Below are 15,974 nucleotides of genomic sequence, written 5' to 3' on the forward strand. Positions count from 1 at the left end.
AGCCGCTCCAAGGAAGCGCGGTCCTTCGTCATCCGCCCGACGGGGAGCTTCTGCGACGGCTGCAGGACGATGGCTCGTCCCTCCGACTCCAACCGCCTGACGAGGGCCATGCTCTCGTTGTAGACCCGCTCCCGCCGCGCCATCGCCTCGACGAGCCGCGGGTACCGGCGATACACCCATTCGGCGAATCGCCGCCGCTTGAACGGCTGAATTCTGTAGGAAGCGTCCTTCGTCAGCACGACGACGAGCCGTTCGCAGCCGTCCTCGAGCGCCCGCGCCGCCGGGATCGGATCCGCGACGCCGCCGTCGAATTGGAGGCGCCCGTCGACGAGCACCGGCGGCGAGAAGAACGGCAGACTGCTCGATGCGCGAAGGACGGCCATGAACGTCGCTTTGTCCCTTTTCCAAACGTCGTTCCCGTAATAACGGGCCTCCCCGGTTTCCGGGTCGGTCGTGCCGACCACGAACGTCTCGGGGCAAGCGAATAACGCTTCGTAGTCGAGCGGATCGAGCTCGTTCGGAATCCGGTCGAAGATGAAATCCATCCCGAACATGCCCTTCCCGCGAAGCCAATTCCGAATGCTTAAATAGTCCGGATGATCGACGTAATCGATCGTCACCCTCCGATTTCGTCCTCGCTGCCTTGCCAAATACGTGACTGCGTTGCAGGCGCCGGCGGAGACGCCGATCACGTAAGGAAAGTATAGGTTCGACGCCATGAAGCGCTCCAGGACGCCTCCGGTATAGACGCCTCGCATGCCGCCTCCCTCAAGCACCAGTCCGATGTTCTCCCCCACCCGTATGTACCCCTCTATCCTTTTATATTTCTATCGTATCGCCGGGGGACATCGCATGCCCGGTCATGCCCCGCTCCGCTAGACGACGCACGAATGCCGCGCCGTCCTGCCGAATCGGCGGGAACGTATCGTAATGGATCGGGATGACGTGCTTCGCGCCGATCCACGCCGCCGCCTCGAGCGCGTCGTCCGGCCCCATCGTAAAGTGATCCCCGATCGGCAGCGCGGCGACGTCGATGCGGTGCCGCTCCCCGATCAGCTTGAAATCGGAAAACAAGGCGGTGTCGCCGGTATGATAAAGCGTCTTGCCCCCCATCTCGAGCAGAAGGCCGACGGCTTGTCCCGCGTAGAGCGCGACGTCGCCGTCCTGGTATGAAGAGCTGTGGAGCGCCGGCGTCATCTTCAATCGTACGCCGTCCCAAGCGTAAGTCCCTCCCGTGTTCATGCCGACCGTCTTCGCGCCTTTGCGCGCGAGAATATCGGCGAGCTCGACGACGGCGATAATCGGACAATCGTTCGCCTTCGCGATGTCCGCCGCGTCGGACGCATGGTCGCCGTGCGCATGGGTTAACGCGATCGCGTCGACCTTCAGCTCCGACGCCTTCATCGCCGCCTTCGGGTTTCCGGTGAGGAACGGGTCGATCGCCACCCGCCTGCCGTCCGCCTCCGCCAGCAGGCCGGCATGACCTAAGAACGTAATCCGCATGTTCATCTCTCCTTCGTTCGCGCCATAAGAATGGTAAAGCCTTCTTGTTTCTACGATACCATAATCGTCTCAAAATCGAAAAATGCTGGTGTATTCCAAGCCCGCTTCGCTTACAATGGGAAACAACGAAGGCGGCAGCCAGAATCGACCGGAAGCGAGGAATACGGCATCATGTTTCTGCATATTGAACGCGCGACGATCGTCGTGCACTATTGCCGATTCGACGGCGATTACGAAGGATGGAACGTATGGGCATGGCCGGACGGCCGCGACGGCGCTTCGTTCCCGTTCGCGGAACGCGACGGCTTCGGCGCCAAGGCCCGAGTTTCGCTGGAGCATATGTCCTCCTCCACGCGCATCGGCCTGCTGCTGCGCCGCTCGACCGGAAGCGACGACTGGGCGGATCGCGAAGGGGCATTCGACCGGTATATCGAAGAAACGGACGCGTCGGGCGCCGCCGAGGTTTGGATCGTGGAGGGCGACGAGCGCCTCTACCGCGACGAGACGCTGGCGAAGGCGCGTTGCGCGGCGCGCATCGTCGAAGCGACGATGGTGTCGACGCACGCGGTGCGAGTCCGGACGAACCGAAGAGTCGACGACCGCGACGCGGCAACCCTTGAACTGGAAAACGAAGACGGCGCCAAAATCGAGGTTTGCCGCGTAGAGCGCGAGGACGGCGGACGTACCGTCGTCGCCTGCGCGGCCGCGCCCCTCTCGCTTGCCGAGCGGTATGTCGTTCGCCTCTCCGGCCTCCGCGCGAACGTGACGCTGCGCGGGATGTTCGATACGCCGGAATTCGAGCGGCTATACGTCTACGACGGCGATGATCTCGGCGCGCGATGCTCGATGGACGGCACGACGTTCCGTCTTTGGGCTCCTACCGCCGAACGGGCGGAGTTGATCGTGTTCGAGGGGAACGATGCGTCCGAGGGCGTGACGCATCCGATGGCCCGGGCGGAACGCGGCACCTGGACGGTTCGGCTTCCCGGCGACCTTCACGGAACCTTATATCTTTACCGCGTAGAGATTGACGGGGAATGGCGCCAGGCCGTCGATCCGTACGCGAGATCGTTATCGGCGAACGGGCGGCGCGGCGCCGTCCTCGACCCGTCAAGGGCGGCGCCGCCGGGCTGGGAGACGGACGCGCGTCCTCCGCTCGCGGCGCCGACCGACGCGATTCTTTACGAGCTTCATGTCCGCGACGCGACGATGCATCCGGCGTCCGGCGCGGCGAAGCCGGGAACGTTCCTCGGGCTGGCCGAGGAAGGGTCTCAGACGCCGGGTGGCTTGCCGACCGGCCTCGACTATCTCGCCTCGCTCGGCGTTACGCACGTGCAGCTCCTGCCCGTCAACGACTTCGTTTCGGTCGACGAGACCGATCGGGAGCGACTTTACAACTGGGGGTACGATCCGGCGTTCTGGTTCGCGCCGGAGGGATCGTACGCGACGGATCCGCACGATCCGGGCGCGAGGGTTCGGGAATTCAAGCGGTTGGTGTTGGGGCTCCATCGTCGAGGGTTGCGCGTGTCGCTCGACGTCGTCTTTAATCATCAATTTTCCGCGGCGCGTTCGGCGCTGGAGCGGCTCGTCCCCGGGTATTATTTCCGGTCGCGCCCGGACGGGAGCCTCGCGAACGGCACCGGCGTAGGCAACGATACGGCGTCCGAGCGCGCGATGATGCGCAAGCTGATCGTCGACGCCGTCGAATATTGGGCGAGGGAATACCGCGTGGACGGCTTTCGGTTCGATCTGATGGGCATTCACGACGTGGAGACGATGCGCGCGGTGCGCGAGCGATTGGACGGCGTCGACCCTTCGATTCTCGTTTACGGGGAAGGCTGGGTCATGGATACGCCGCTGGCCGAGGAGCGGAAAGCGGCGCTTCCGAACGCCCGGGCGCTGCCCCGCATCGGCTTCTTTCACGACCGGTTCCGAGACGGCGTGCGCGGCGGCGTCTTCGACGCGGCGGAGCGCGGCTTCGTCGGGGGCGAAGGCGCGAGGGCGCATGACGTCTGGACCGGCGTCGTCGGCGGGATCGATTACGGCCGCGGCATCGTCGGGCACGCATCGGAGCCCGAGCAAACGATCAACTACGTCGAAGTGCACGACAATCATACGCTGTGGGATAAGTTGGCCAGCTCTAACGCCGAAGACGACGAAGCGGCGCGAGCCGCGATGCAGCGGCTGGCGACCTCGATATTGCTGACGTCCCAAGGCATCCCGCTGCTGCACGCCGGACAGGAATGGCTCCGCACGAAGGGCGGCGAGCATAACAGCTACCGCGCGCCGGACGACGTGAACCGGCTCGACTGGCTTCGCGCGGAGCGGTACGAGGAGCACATCGATTATGTAAGAGGGTTGATCGAGCTTCGGAAGGCGCATGCGGTATTCCGGCTTCCCTCGGCCGAAGCGATTCGCGCGCGGCTTCGAGTGCTGGACACCGAGCGTCCGGGCTTGCTCGCGTACGCGCTCGACGACGCGAACGGTTCCACGCCGGGCGTCGCCGAATGGGTCGTCGCCCACAATGCGCTCCGAGTCCCGGCGGCGCTGCGGCTTCCGACGCCGGGCGCCTGGCGCGTCTACTGCGACGGACTTCGGGCGTCTCCCTTGCCGTTCGGGGACGTCGTCGCGGGAGAAGCGCTCCTCCCCCCTTTGTCCACGATCGTCTGGGCGCGGGGGTGAACGCAAGCAAAGAGGCGCCCGGTCCGTTGCGGACCCGGCGCCTTCGCGTTATTCGGTAATTTTCTTCGGAATTTGGTTCAGGTTCGGCGGGTACGCCTTCGCCTTCTCCGGACGCAGCGTCTGGTATTCCTCGGCAAACTCGGCGTGGTTTTTCTGGTCGTTATAGCTTTTGCTCGGGTGTTTCTTATGGTACGGATTCGAACCGGATTTCATACGCTTCATCCTCCTCGTTTATCGCTCCCGTTGTCGTTCCGCCAGCTGGCGCTGCGCCAGCTTGATCAGCTCTCGCACCATGAGGCCGCCCATGACGCCCCCGACCTTCCCCGCCGCTTCCGTGTCCAAATCCCCGTTATATCCACGTTTCAGCGGAACGCCGATCGATTGCGCCACGTTATACTTCGCTTCCTCCGGACGGGACGGATCGACCGCATACCCTTCCTTGCGGAGCACCTCGGTGCGGAACGCAGCCATCCCCGCGCGGGAATCCGGCACGAGCAGGCGATTTCGGTTTCTTCGCGCCATCGGTCAAACCTCCTTTCGCGTCGCCTATAGTATGACCCCGAAGATGCGCATATAAAAAGGCGACGAATGGGAAAATTATGGGGAGCGCCACTTCAAGCTCAGGGAGGAGGAACGGCCATACGCAAAAGCTTCTTTGCGCTCGCCGCATGGTTGATGCTCGCGTACGCGTTGTCGGCACCGGCCGTCGCGTCGACCGCCGCGCCGGCGGAAGAACAAGTCACCTTGGTCGTTTCGAAGAAACGCCACACGCTGACCGTCTATGTGAACGAAACGCCCGTGCGCACGTTTCGCGTCGCGACCGGCAAAGGAAATCTAACGCCGGAAGGCGAGTTTACGATCGCCAATAAAATCGTGAATCCTTGGTATTTGCCGAAGAAAATTCCCGGCGGCGACAAGCGGAATCCGTTCGGCACCCGCTGGCTCGGGCTCGCCGTCCCGAACACGGGCGGATATCGGTACGGCATCCACGGCACGAACCGCCCCCACTCGATCGGTTACAGCGTCTCCTCCGGTTGTATTCGGATGCGAAACCCGGATGTCGAGTGGCTGTACCGGCATATTCCGGTCGGAACCCCGGTGACGATTCAATAAGACGTATCATATAAAAATGCCGGACCCGCAGCACGCGAGTCCGGCATTTTCTTAAATATGCGAAAATTTGCTGTACCGCTCCTTGTACAACGTCTCGAGGCCTTTGGACACGAAGTAAAACCCGACGATGAGCGATACGTATGCCGCAAGCGGAATAAATAATATCCATTGGTATACGTAGATGCCGTTGCGCGCCGCGCCGATCAAGCCCGCCCATTCGTTGGTCCGGCTGACGTATTCCACGGGATCGACCGTCATGATCGTCCCGCCGATAAACACCTGGAAGATGGCCAATTGCCCGAACAACGTCAACGTCATGATAATTTCGTTCACGAACAACACCAGGAAACTTTCCTTCAGGTGCGGGAACAGATGGGATCTAACGATTCTCCATCGCCCGGCCCCGAGCGAACGGGAGGCGAGCACGAATTGCCGCTCCTTCACCTCGAGCGCCTTATCCCGCACCGGACCGACGACCGCCGGAATGCCGACCAGAACGAAGACCGCGCCTGCCACGACGGCCATAGTCGTTGCAGACAACGTCGGGTTGATCGAGATGCCGAAGACGATAAACCAAATGATCAAAAATACCGGGATGCCGTTCAATACGCTCCAATAGGCCGGCGCCTTCTTCCTCGAGGGAGCGCCGTTGCCGTAATAACCAAGGAATAATCCGATCAATCCGCCGATCAAGACGCGGGCGAACGCGACGCCAAGGGCCAAAAACACCGTAAACTTCGCCCCGTACAGCAGCTTCGTCAGGATATCCGCGCCGTTAGGGTCCGTGCCGAACGGATACGCCGCGCTCGGCGGCACGGGCGGGGCGAGCAAATCGGCCTCCCCCTTCTCGTTAATAAAGAAATGGATTTCCGCCCGATGTTCCGGATCGTACGGAGCGAAGCTCGGACCGAACAGCGCCGCGACGACCATGAGCACCGTCACCGTCAAGCCGAAGGCAAGCGACTTATTCAACGCGCGAACACCTTCTCCCATCCGAAAATATAAAGCCGCAGCAAGGCGAACAAGGCTCCGTACAGCACCAGCAACGTCGCGAGGCCGTTCACGACGAGGTCGTACTGATACCCGTAATACCCCATATACGCATCGGCGAACAGGAGCTTGGTGATGCCTCTCATGTTGTAAAAATACTCGACAATAAATAAATTCCCGACCAAGATGCTCATAAACTTATGAAGATCCGCTTTTATGTAGGGAAATACGTTCGGCAACGCATGGAAGAAGGTAATATAAGGCTTGCTGAGACCTTTTGCCTTCGCGTTACCGATATAATCCTCCGTAAGAGCGAGCCGCAGCTGAAGCGCCACGTTCCGGGTCATATACAGGGCCGGGATGACGATCATCGAAACAAGCGGCAGGACGATGGCGGGCGGCTCGTCCGTCGAAAAGTTCGCCACCTTAAATAGTACCGTCCCTGTCTCTTTCGCGATTTGCACGATGGCGAATTGCAGCAAAATAATGAGCACGAAGTCGGGCAACACGCCGGTCATCTCCACCGCGCGCTTCCACCACTCGCTGCGGGAATACGCGAACGCGATACCGGTCAGGATGCCGAGCGTCGTACCGACCACCGCGCCTCCGGCGATATAAGCGAACGAAATTCGGAAATACCCGCCGATCTGCTCCCAGAACGAGAATTCGTTCCTGCCGGAGAAAAACCGGAACGATTCCCCCGTTACGAATCCCTCGACATAACCTTTCAATTCGTCGACTCCATGCTTCCATACGAGGGCGAGCGAGCCTCCGTCGGGTCCGGCGGTTTGTATTACGAGCGGCATCATCGCTAAGACGAGGATGAATGCAACTATACCCGGCAGGACAAGCAAGTCGCGCAGCGTTTTCGCCATCCCCGGTTTCCCTCCGATCCATGATCAAGTTCAAGGCGCTGATATCAAGTATAGACGCGTATTTACCGTTTGCAAGTCACTCGCGGTCACGAGTTTCGTCACAATCTATCTTCGGAACCAAGTCATAATTATCCATTAGTAGAATAATAAGCTAGATTAGGTGCTTTTGGCAAAAACAAAATCAAAGGGGCCGAGGAGGCCCCTTCGCGATAAACTTTATTGCTTTAGAACGACTGTGCTGTAACCGGGCAACTCCAGGATCGTTCCATCCAGGACGGCGTCCGGCGAGGTCGCGAACGAAAGCTTACGGAAGGCGCTCGCCGATTCGACTTCGGCAAGATCGACGGATCGTCCGTCGGGGGAGACGTTATGAATGACGAGCGACGCTTCGCCGTCTTCGGGCACTCGAAGGAACGATTCCAAGCCGCCGCCTACCTTCAGCGGCTGCAAGGCGCCTCCGCGGAGCGCAGGGTCCTTCTTGCGGTATTCGATCAGCCTTCGGTAATGGTGATATAAGGAATCCTTGTCCGCTAACGCGGCTTCGACGGTCGGCGAACCGTCCGCGTTATGCTTCGGCCGCAGCCACGATGTATTCCCGGGCGCCGACCGGTCGTTCGTCCAGGGCATCGGCTCCCGGATATATTCGTCCGGCTTCATGCCTTGCATCCCGATTTCCTCGCCGTAGTAGAGGAACGGATGGCCCGGCAGCGTTAGGAGCAGCGACGCCGCGACGCGGGCTTTGTTTTCGTCGCCGCCTAGGACGCTCATCACCCGGTTTTGGTCGTGGTTGGCGAGAAACACGGAATCGACGAAGGCGCCGCCGGACGCGTCCGCATAGAGCGCATGGATTTTCTCGAGGCGCGGCGCGATGTCATAAGCCTTGCCCGCATTCGCCATGTCGAGAACGGTCTGGGCGAGTTCAAAATTAAATACGGAGCTCATCGCGCCGTCGAAATACGGTGCGACGACGGCCGGACCGTCCCACACCTCGCCGATCAGCAGGACGTTCGGATTCGCCTCTTCCATCGCGGCGCGGAACGACTGCCACCAAGCGACGTTCTTCTTCGACGTCTCGGGATCTTTCCCGTCCCCTTCGAAGTCCTCGTAAACATGCTTCGCCGCGTCGAGCCGAAACCCGTCTACGCCGAGCTTAAGCCAATACGTTCCGATCTCGATCATCGTCTTTCGAACGTCCGGGTGATCCATGTTCAAATCCGGCATGCCGTCCCAGAAAACCCCTAAATAATGAGATCCGTTCTTGGCATGCCAAGCTTTGCCCCCGGTCGCGCTAATCGCCGACGTATCGTCGCCTTCGTCCGCCCACACGTACCAGTCCCGCTTCTCGCTGCCGGGGCCTTGGGACGCTTCCGCAAACCAGGGATGCTCGACGCCGGTATGGTTGACGACCAGATCCATGATGACTTTTATGTTGCGCCTTTCGGCTTCCTCGAGCAAGCGCTTCATATCCTCGATCGTTCCGTACTCCGGCTGGATCGCGTAATAGTCGATCACGTCATACCCATGGTAGCTGGAAGACGCATGCACCGGCATCAGCCACAGCCCTTCCGCTCCGAGGGATTCCAAATAATCGAGTTTCTCCGTCACGCCGTTCAAATCGCCGATGCCGTCCCCGTTCGAATCGTAAAACGAACGAACGAAAATTTCGTAAAACACCCGGGTCGGAGGCTCGGCGTTCGTCGCGGCGCCTCCTGCGCAGCCGGCGAGCATCGCCAACGCCGTCGCCGCGCTCCCCCATAGCCGCAGCCATCGCGTCTTCATCCTTTGGAAGCCCCCGCCGTCAATCCTTGAATCAGGAATCGCTGCAGGAAAATAAACAACAGCGTCACCGGAATCGCCACGATGACGGCGCCCGCCGCGAACATCGTAAATTGCGTGGATTGATACGAGCTAACCATCTGCCAGAGGCCCACGGCCAGCGTACGCTGCTCCTCCGTCCGCAAAATGAGCTGCGCGAAGATGAAGTCTACCCAGGCCCCATTGAAGATCATTAAGCCTACGTAAGTGATCATCGGCCTCGTGAGCGGCAGCATGATCTTGAAGAAGATCGTCCAATGCCCGGCGCCGTCGATGCGAGCCGCCTCCTCCAAGCTGCGAGGGATCGAGTCGTAGAAGCCCTTCCCGATCCAAATATTGCTCAGGATCGCACCGGCGCTGTACACGAGAATCAACGCCCAATGATTATTGAGCAGCTGCAGCTGATTGAGGAAAATATAAACCGCGATCATCGCCATAAAGCCCGGAAACATCTGCAGCACCAAGGCGACCGTCAAACCGTGCTTGCGCCCCGCGAAGCGATACCTCGACATGGCATAGGAGGTCAACGTCGATAGGAAGGTTCCGAAGATCGTCGACAGCACGGCGATTTTCAACGTATTCATAAACCAAAGCGGATAGTCCGTGTCGGCGAACAAATCCCGGTAATGCTCCAAGGTGAATCTCGTCGGAATCAGCGTTTCGCTGTATAAGCTGTCGCCGAATTTGAACGAGGACATGATAATCCAAAGCGCCGGATAAAGCGCCAATATAACCAGAACGCTTAGCGTCAAGTAGCTTAACGTCAGCCCGACGTACCCTTTGCGTTTCATTATTGAATCATGTCCTCCTCTCGGAACGATCTGCTTCTGCGGAAGTTATATATCGAGAACGATGCGAGCAACAAGAAGATGACGATGCCGAGCGCGGACGCAAAATTGTATTGCTGATAGTTGAGCGTCAGTTTGTACAGCCACGTCACGAGCAAATCCGTGCTTCCGGCGTACTGATATGCAGGATTGACCGGATCTCCGTTCGTTAATAAGAAAATGACGTTAAAATTATTAATATTGCCGGCGAACTGCATGATCAAGATCGGCGCCGTCGCGAACAGGACGAACGGCATCGTGATGGTTCGGAAGCGTTGGAACGGACTGGCGCCGTCCACCTCCGCCGCTTCGTATAAATCCCGCGGAATCGTCGTCAAGACGCCGGACACGAGGATCATCGATACCGGAATCCCGAGCCACATATTGGCGAGGATGACGGTGACCTTCGCCCAGAACGGATCCGTCAACCATGGCAAGCCGCCGAAGCCGAGCCACTTCAAATATTGATTGATCGGCCCGAATTGCCCGTTAAATAAATTCCTAATGACGAGCAAGGATACCAAATTCGGGATGGCGAACGGAATGATCAAAGCGGTCCGCCAAAATTTTTTAAACCGAATTCTCGGCTGCTCGATCAAGAGCGCGACAAGCACGCCGCCGAAATACGTCGTGATCGTTGCGAGCACCGCCCACACCAGCGTCCAAGTCAATATGCCGCCGAACGTACGACTCCATGTCTTTAACTGGACGAGGTCGAAGAACGTCTTAAACCCCACCCAATCGAGCAGCGACGCCGGAGGCAGCACCGGATCGGCGTAGTTCGTGAACGCGAGCAGGATGCTAAAGACGAGCGGCAGCACCGTTAGGAAGACCGTAAAGACGATCGGCAGAAATAAAATGATCAGCGGAAAATGCTTCTCATGAATATTCTTCAACGTTTGTTTGAAATTCGGAACCGGCTTTCCCGCTTCGCGGAGTACCCCGGTTTTATAGGCATCTTTAACATTAAGTACATAAAAAAATAGGAACAACCCAAAGATGACTATCGAAATTAACCCTTCGATCATTAAGAAGACGGAATGGTCGCCTTGCACCATTTTCGTAAGCTTGCCGACCTTCTGCAGGCCGGTGGGCGTATCGCCCAAGGTGATTAACCCGCGGAGCGCTTCCGCCAGCGAAGCGATAAAGAAATACCAACCGGCGACGCCCGTCAATACCAGCAAGAACCCCTTCAGCCATTGGCGGTGGTACAACTGCCCGAGGCCCATGAACAAGACGGATAGCAAAGACGCGGTTTTCCGTGTCTGTCTTTCCAACGCCGCAGCCTCCTTCGTTTTAGAAAATGGCGGGATTCCGCTTCCGACCGGAGGCGAAATCCCGCTTTTTCAACCTATTTATTCTGGGTCGCGATTTTATCCTTGATCGTCTGCACGTTCGTGTCGAGCGTCGTCTTGACGTCGGCCTTCTCGTTCCAGATGGTCGAGAGCGCGGCGCCGGCCGGTTCCCAAATGCTGGCCATCTCCGGAATGGAAGGCATCGGCGTCGAATTCGCGAACTGCTCGGAGAACCCGTTCGTGATCGGATCGTTCACGATTTTCGGATCCGCGGCCGCTTCTTTGTTCGCCGGAATTTGCCCCGTCATTTCGAAGTTCAGCAGTTCGATTTCTTTGCTGGAGGCGAAGTGCGAGAACAGTCGAGCCGCGTTCGGGTATTTGGAGTACGAGTTGACGTAGTACGCCTTCACGCCGGAGAACGAGGTCATCTTCTCGCCCGTCGGCAGCGCCGGCAACGTCGTTACGCCGAAGTTTACGCCGGCATCGCGATAAGAGCCCACGGCCCACGGACCGTTGATATCCATCGCCAGTTTCCCTTCCGTAAACAACTGGGATTTAACGTCGTACGTAATGTCGCCCGTATTCAGCGGCAAAATGTCCTTGAGGCTTTGGAAGAACGTCATGCCCTTCACGGCGCCTTCGTTGTTCAGACCGACATCCTGCGGATTCGTGTTGTTGTCGCCGAACACGTACCCGCCGGTGCTCGCGAAGAAGCCGTAACCGAAGTAGAAATTGCCGACTTCCCACATAATGCCGTATTTATTTTCCGCTTGGTTGTTGAAGCTCTTCGAAAATTCGATCACTTCGTCCCACGTCTTCGGCGGGTTCGGAACCAAGTCTTTATTGTAGAACAAAGCGTACGTCTCTACCGACTTCGGGTAGCCGTACAGCACCCCGTCGTAGGTCGTAGCGGTCAAGGCCGCTTCTACCGCGGATGCCCGCGTTTCTTCTTCGAAATAGTCGTTAGGCAAAATTAGGTTTGCTTTCACCGCCGGACCGATATGATCGTGCGGCATCGTCAGCACGTCTGCCGCCAAGCCAGCCGGACCGTCGGTCGAAAGACGGCCGCCCTGATCGCCGCCGCCGACGACCTCGACCGTAACCGGTACGCCGTATTTTTCTTCGAAACGCTTCCCGACCTCTTCGATGAACGCTTTCTCCTCGTTCGATTCCCAAACGACCAGCTTAGCTCCTTCTTCCGGCTGCAATCCCGTATCTTCTTCCGTCTCTTCGACGGCGGTCTCCGGCTCCGCTTGCTCCGCGGAGCCCGTACCGTCCGCGTTACCCGAACCGCCTCCGCATGCCGCCAACGTAAAGGCCAACATGGAGGACATTCCGACCAGCATCCAAGGTTTCGTCTTCATTTCGTAAACGACCCACTTTCTTATCGATGATTTTGCCGGAATCGACATCCCTGCCCCGCTCCGCCGTCACCGCTGTGCAAACGATAGCGCACTGCCTGAGGTCGATTTCCGTGGCCGATTTCCGTTCAAACGTTTTCACACGTCCGATAATCGCGACTTGTAAACGCTTTTCCGTAACCGATGGATTGATTATATCGCATGCAAGAAATCGTTTGCACTAGACGTAATCCGCCATTTTTAGTCGAATTCTATGATTTATCGCATCATCCGTTCATAATTCCACTGTATTTCTCTTGTTTTCTTCATTTTTCGGTTGTTTAACCACATATAATTTCATGTTTACAAGGTTTGATTCGTAAGGTAACATTATTCTATTAGTGAAAACGATTGCGCAACCTGCGCTGGGTAGGTGTTGCTTCTTATGACCGTAACGATTAAAGACGTCGCACGCCGGGCGGGCGTTTCCCCTTCCACCGTATCGCGAGTCATTTCCAATCACCCGCGCATCAGCGAGGAAACGGCGCTGCGGGTGAAGAGAGTTATGGAGGAGATCGGTTACCATCCGAATATGATGGCGAAGAGCCTGGTCTCGCGCACGACGCAGACGATTGCCGTCATCTTGCCGAGGCCGGCGGACGAGCTGTTTCAAAATCTATTTTTCTCCGAAGTGATTCGCGGCATCGTCGCCCAATCGACGCGCTCCGGATACGATTTATTGATGGCGACCGGCGCCTCCGAACGGGAGGAGCTCGAAACCGTTACGCGCCTTGTGCGCGGACGCCGCGTGGACGGCATCCTCCTCTTGACGTCCCGGGCGAACGATCCGGTCGTCGCAATGCTGAAGGAGGCGAAATTTCCTTTCGCATTAATCGGTCGGCACGAGGACGATTCGGAGCTCTTGACGATCGATAACGACAATGTCCAGGCTTCCTACGACGCGACCCGGCACCTGATTTCTCAAGGGCACGAACGCATCGGTTTCGTCAGCGGGCCGCCGAATTTGGTCGTCTCCCGCGATCGGCTGGCCGGGTATCACAAGGCGTTGAAGGAAGGTGCCCTGCCGTCCAGGCCGGAATGGATCGTCGAAGGGGAGTTTCTGCAAGAGAGCGGCTACCGGGCGATGTCTTTGCTGATGGGGCTGCCGGAGCGGCCGACCGCGCTCGTCGTCATCGACGACGTCGTTACTTTCGGCATTCTCCGGGGACTGATGGAGATCGGCTTCAGCGTGCCGAAGGACCTTGCGCTCGTCAGCTTCAACAATATCGTGTTTTCGGAGCTGGCCACGCCGCCGATCAGCTCTATCGATATCGGGATTTACCAGTTAGGCTACACCGCCTCGCAGGAGCTGATTCGATCGATCAACGCCGAAAGGCCTTCCCCCACGCGGCGGCACCTCATCCCGCATCGGCTGGTCGTTCGGGAATCGTCGTTACGCCGAACCTGAGGAAGCAAAGTTGCAAGGGAAACCGAATAGATGGAATCGTAAGGGGATTTTGCCGATGATTCGGCAAAATCCCCTTCTTGCGTCCGTTGCAAATCCGACGCAGTCCGATATAATGGTAACATTGTTCGTTCATCGTGCGTCTATACAAAGAGAGAGAAAAGGATACGGGGTGATCTTCGCGATGAAACGCTTGTTTCCGTATGCTTCGACGCCGTTCGTCGCATGTACGGTCGTGCTGATTTTGAAATATTACGGCCTCCAATACTTTATATTCGACAACTGGAACCCGATCGATTGCTTGAAGGTGGCCTTGCCTTCGCTGCTGCTGTTTACGATCCCCGTCGAACTGTTGTTTCGGAACGAGCGAAAGAAGCTGCTGGCGTACTTCGCGTTGAACGCGGCATTGTCCGCCATGATGGTTTCCGTCATCGTGTATTTCCGTCAGTTCGGCATCGTCGTGACCTACCACGCGTTCATGCAGGCGCATCAGGTGCTCGACGTGAGCGACAGCATCATGGATTTGCTTCAACCTTTATATCTGTTATATTTCGCGGATGTATTCCTGTATTTGGTTCTCCGGCTCTTCCGGATCGCCCCCCCCTTCTCCTCGCTGCGGCCGTTCCGCGGCAGGACGCTGGGAGCCGTATGGACCGCTTGCGTCGTCGTCTTGGCCGGATTCGGCTTGATGTACGGTTCTCTGCTTAACGAGTTAAAGCAAGCGGAGCGGATGGGGCTTGTCAGTTACGAGCTCCATACGATCGTTACCGGCGTCGCGAACGCCAACGCGGCGTCCGGAGCGGAACCGATTACGCCGGACGCCGTACGTTCCGTCAAGAACGTCGATCTTCCGCCGGCGCCGTTCGGCTATGGGGATGCGAAGGATCGCCATTTGATCGTCGTACAGCTGGAGTCGATCCAAAATTTCCTTGTCGGGCTTGAAATCGAGGGCATAGAAATTACGCCTGTGTTGAACGAGCTCGCGAAGCGGAGTTACTACTTCTCCAACGTCTATCAGTCCATCGGTCAAGGCAATACGTCCGATGCCGAGTTTATCGTAAATACGGGCTTCTATCCGCCCGCCCAGCAAGCCGCGTCGCAAGCGTACGGAAGCAAGCGAATCCCCAGCCTGCCGCGCCTGCTCGAAGCCCAAGGCTACGAGACGTTCACCCTGCACACGAACGAAGTGAGGTTTTGGAACCGGGTGCAGATGTACCCGGCGCTCGGCTTCGGACGTTATTACGACACGGAGTACTTCGGCAAAGACGATATTATCGCCTTCGGCCCTTCGGACGAGGTATTGTACGACAAGACGATCCCGCTGCTGCAGGCGCATCATGCGGAAGGCAAGAAGTTTTACGCGCACGTCATCGCGCAGAGCTCGCATCATCCGTTCACCCCGCCGGAATCGAAGGACATGATCGCGCTCCCGGAAGCATGGGAAGGTACCGATATCGGCAATTACCTCAAGATGGCGAATTACGCAGACCGAGCGCTCGGCCAATTTATCGATCGACTGAAGGCGGAAGGCCTATGGGACGACACGATGCTGGTCGTGTACGGCGATCATTTCGGCGTGTCCGCCCACTCGCTGGCCGAAGACGATCGGGGGCTGCTGGAGTCGGCCATCGGGCAACCGTACGACCCCCGCGTCGTACACAACGTCCCCTTGCTTGTAACGATTCCGGGCAAGACCGACGAAGGCGCGCGGATCGAACGCCTCGGCGGACAAATCGATATTATGGCGACCGTCGCGAACCTTCTTGGCATCTCCTTGTCCGGCCATGTCCAGTTCGGGCAGGATTTGCTGAACTCGCACGACAACATTCTGGGAAGCCGTTTCTACTTGCCGACGGGGTCGTTTTATAACGATGAAATTATGTACATTTCCGGGGAGACGTTCGGAGAGGGCACGGTCATTCCGCTATCGGTGGACGATCCCGCACTCGAGGCCGACCCCATGCTGTACAAGGACGATTTCGTTCGGATCATGCGGCTGCTGCAAATGAACGACGCATATCTCGAAGCATTGCCGGAACGTTATTAATTGTAAAGGAGCCGCCTTACAC

At 58.1% G+C, this 15,974-nt stretch carries 14 protein-coding genes; 4 read left to right on the forward strand and 10 right to left on the reverse strand.

Annotated features, from left to right (window positions below):
* Positions 1-797 (reverse strand): patatin family protein (locus VEZ38_RS07495; protein ID WP_324892728.1); only part of this gene is annotated, 797 nt, incomplete at its 3' end.
* 22 nt (positions 798-819) lie between these two features.
* Complete coding sequence (locus VEZ38_RS07500; RefSeq protein WP_324892729.1) at positions 820-1,503, reverse strand: metal-dependent hydrolase; 684 nt, start codon at positions 1,501-1,503, stop codon at positions 820-822.
* Between the two features lie 171 nt (positions 1,504-1,674).
* Here VEZ38_RS07500 and pulA point away from each other — a divergent pair, with 171 nt between their 5' ends.
* Positions 1,675-4,185, forward strand: coding sequence for a type I pullulanase (pulA, locus tag VEZ38_RS07505; RefSeq protein ID WP_324892730.1), 2,511 nt, complete (start codon positions 1,675-1,677; stop codon positions 4,183-4,185).
* Positions 4,186-4,233: 48 nt separating this feature from the next.
* Here pulA and VEZ38_RS07510 read toward each other — a convergent pair whose 3' ends face one another.
* Together VEZ38_RS07510 and VEZ38_RS07515 are read right to left on the reverse strand one after the other, a co-directional pair.
* Positions 4,234-4,398, reverse strand: a complete 165-nt coding sequence (locus tag VEZ38_RS07510; RefSeq protein WP_324892731.1) for a hypothetical protein — start codon at positions 4,396-4,398, stop codon at positions 4,234-4,236.
* Between the two features lie 18 nt (positions 4,399-4,416).
* Positions 4,417-4,707, reverse strand: a complete 291-nt coding sequence (locus VEZ38_RS07515) for an alpha/beta-type small acid-soluble spore protein (RefSeq protein ID WP_324892732.1) — start codon at positions 4,705-4,707, stop codon at positions 4,417-4,419.
* Between the two features lie 66 nt (positions 4,708-4,773).
* On the opposite strand from VEZ38_RS07515, the gene VEZ38_RS07520 reads away from it, so the two are divergent.
* A complete protein-coding gene (locus VEZ38_RS07520) occupies positions 4,774-5,298 on the forward strand; it encodes a L,D-transpeptidase (protein WP_324892733.1) in 525 nt (174 codons plus the stop codon).
* Between the two features lie 51 nt (positions 5,299-5,349).
* Here VEZ38_RS07520 and VEZ38_RS07525 read toward each other — a convergent pair whose 3' ends face one another.
* From VEZ38_RS07525 to VEZ38_RS07550, 6 genes are all read right to left on the reverse strand, one after another.
* A complete protein-coding gene (locus VEZ38_RS07525; RefSeq protein ID WP_324892734.1) occupies positions 5,350-6,270 on the reverse strand; it encodes an ABC transporter permease in 921 nt (306 codons plus the stop codon).
* On the reverse strand, positions 6,267-7,163 hold the full coding sequence (locus VEZ38_RS07530; protein WP_324892735.1) for an ABC transporter permease subunit: 897 nt from the start codon (positions 7,161-7,163) through the stop codon (positions 6,267-6,269). The genes VEZ38_RS07525 and VEZ38_RS07530 overlap by 4 nt, the downstream gene beginning before the upstream one ends.
* A 216-nt stretch (positions 7,164-7,379) precedes the next feature.
* Positions 7,380-8,942 (reverse strand): alpha-amylase family glycosyl hydrolase, encoded by a 1,563-nt coding sequence (locus VEZ38_RS07535; protein ID WP_324892736.1) that lies wholly within the window; start codon positions 8,940-8,942, stop codon positions 7,380-7,382.
* On the reverse strand, positions 8,939-9,769 hold the full coding sequence (locus tag VEZ38_RS07540) for a sugar ABC transporter permease (protein ID WP_324892737.1): 831 nt from the start codon (positions 9,767-9,769) through the stop codon (positions 8,939-8,941). Before VEZ38_RS07540 ends, VEZ38_RS07535 begins: the two co-directional genes overlap by 4 nt.
* Positions 9,769-11,034, reverse strand: coding sequence for a sugar ABC transporter permease (locus VEZ38_RS07545; protein WP_324892756.1), 1,266 nt, complete (start codon positions 11,032-11,034; stop codon positions 9,769-9,771). Before VEZ38_RS07545 ends, VEZ38_RS07540 begins: the two co-directional genes overlap by 1 nt.
* A 122-nt stretch (positions 11,035-11,156) precedes the next feature.
* Positions 11,157-12,434, reverse strand: a complete 1,278-nt coding sequence (locus tag VEZ38_RS07550) for a maltose ABC transporter substrate-binding protein (protein WP_324892738.1) — start codon at positions 12,432-12,434, stop codon at positions 11,157-11,159.
* A 451-nt stretch (positions 12,435-12,885) separates the two neighbouring features.
* Between VEZ38_RS07550 and VEZ38_RS07555 the strand changes: the two genes are divergently transcribed.
* On the forward strand, positions 12,886-13,908 hold the full coding sequence (locus VEZ38_RS07555; RefSeq protein ID WP_324892739.1) for a LacI family DNA-binding transcriptional regulator: 1,023 nt from the start codon (positions 12,886-12,888) through the stop codon (positions 13,906-13,908).
* Positions 13,909-14,089: 181 nt separating this feature from the next.
* Entirely contained in the window at positions 14,090-15,952 is a 1,863-nt protein-coding gene (locus VEZ38_RS07560) for an LTA synthase family protein (RefSeq protein WP_324892740.1), read from the forward strand.
* The last annotated feature ends 22 nt before the right edge of the window (positions 15,953-15,974 follow it).

Origin of the sequence: Paenibacillus sp., assembly GCF_035645235.1 — a bacterium.
GTDB lineage: Bacteria > Bacillota > Bacilli > Paenibacillales > YIM-B00363 > Paenibacillus_AE.

Excerpts from the sequence above, each read along its gene's own strand:
- VEZ38_RS07500 (WP_324892729.1), bottom strand. The coding sequence starts at position 1,503 with ATGCGGATTACGTTCTTAGGTCATGCCGGCCTGCTGGCGGAGGCGGAC.
- pulA (WP_324892730.1), top strand. The coding sequence starts at position 1,675 with ATGTTTCTGCATATTGAACGCGCGACGATCGTCGTGCACTATTGCCGA.
- VEZ38_RS07510 (WP_324892731.1), bottom strand. The coding sequence starts at position 4,398 with ATGAAATCCGGTTCGAATCCGTACCATAAGAAACACCCGAGCAAAAGC.
- VEZ38_RS07515 (WP_324892732.1), bottom strand. The coding sequence starts at position 4,707 with ATGGCGCGAAGAAACCGAAATCGCCTGCTCGTGCCGGATTCCCGCGCG.
- VEZ38_RS07520 (WP_324892733.1), top strand. The coding sequence starts at position 4,774 with ATGGGAAAATTATGGGGAGCGCCACTTCAAGCTCAGGGAGGAGGAACG.
- VEZ38_RS07530 (WP_324892735.1), bottom strand. The coding sequence starts at position 7,163 with ATGGCGAAAACGCTGCGCGACTTGCTTGTCCTGCCGGGTATAGTTGCA.
- VEZ38_RS07535 (WP_324892736.1), bottom strand. The coding sequence starts at position 8,942 with ATGAAGACGCGATGGCTGCGGCTATGGGGGAGCGCGGCGACGGCGTTG.
- VEZ38_RS07540 (WP_324892737.1), bottom strand. The coding sequence starts at position 9,769 with ATGAAACGCAAAGGGTACGTCGGGCTGACGTTAAGCTACTTGACGCTA.
- VEZ38_RS07545 (WP_324892756.1), bottom strand. The coding sequence starts at position 11,034 with ATGGGCCTCGGGCAGTTGTACCACCGCCAATGGCTGAAGGGGTTCTTG.
- VEZ38_RS07550 (WP_324892738.1), bottom strand. The coding sequence starts at position 12,434 with ATGTCCTCCATGTTGGCCTTTACGTTGGCGGCATGCGGAGGCGGTTCG.
- VEZ38_RS07555 (WP_324892739.1), top strand. The coding sequence starts at position 12,886 with ATGACCGTAACGATTAAAGACGTCGCACGCCGGGCGGGCGTTTCCCCT.
- VEZ38_RS07560 (WP_324892740.1), top strand. The coding sequence starts at position 14,090 with ATGAAACGCTTGTTTCCGTATGCTTCGACGCCGTTCGTCGCATGTACG.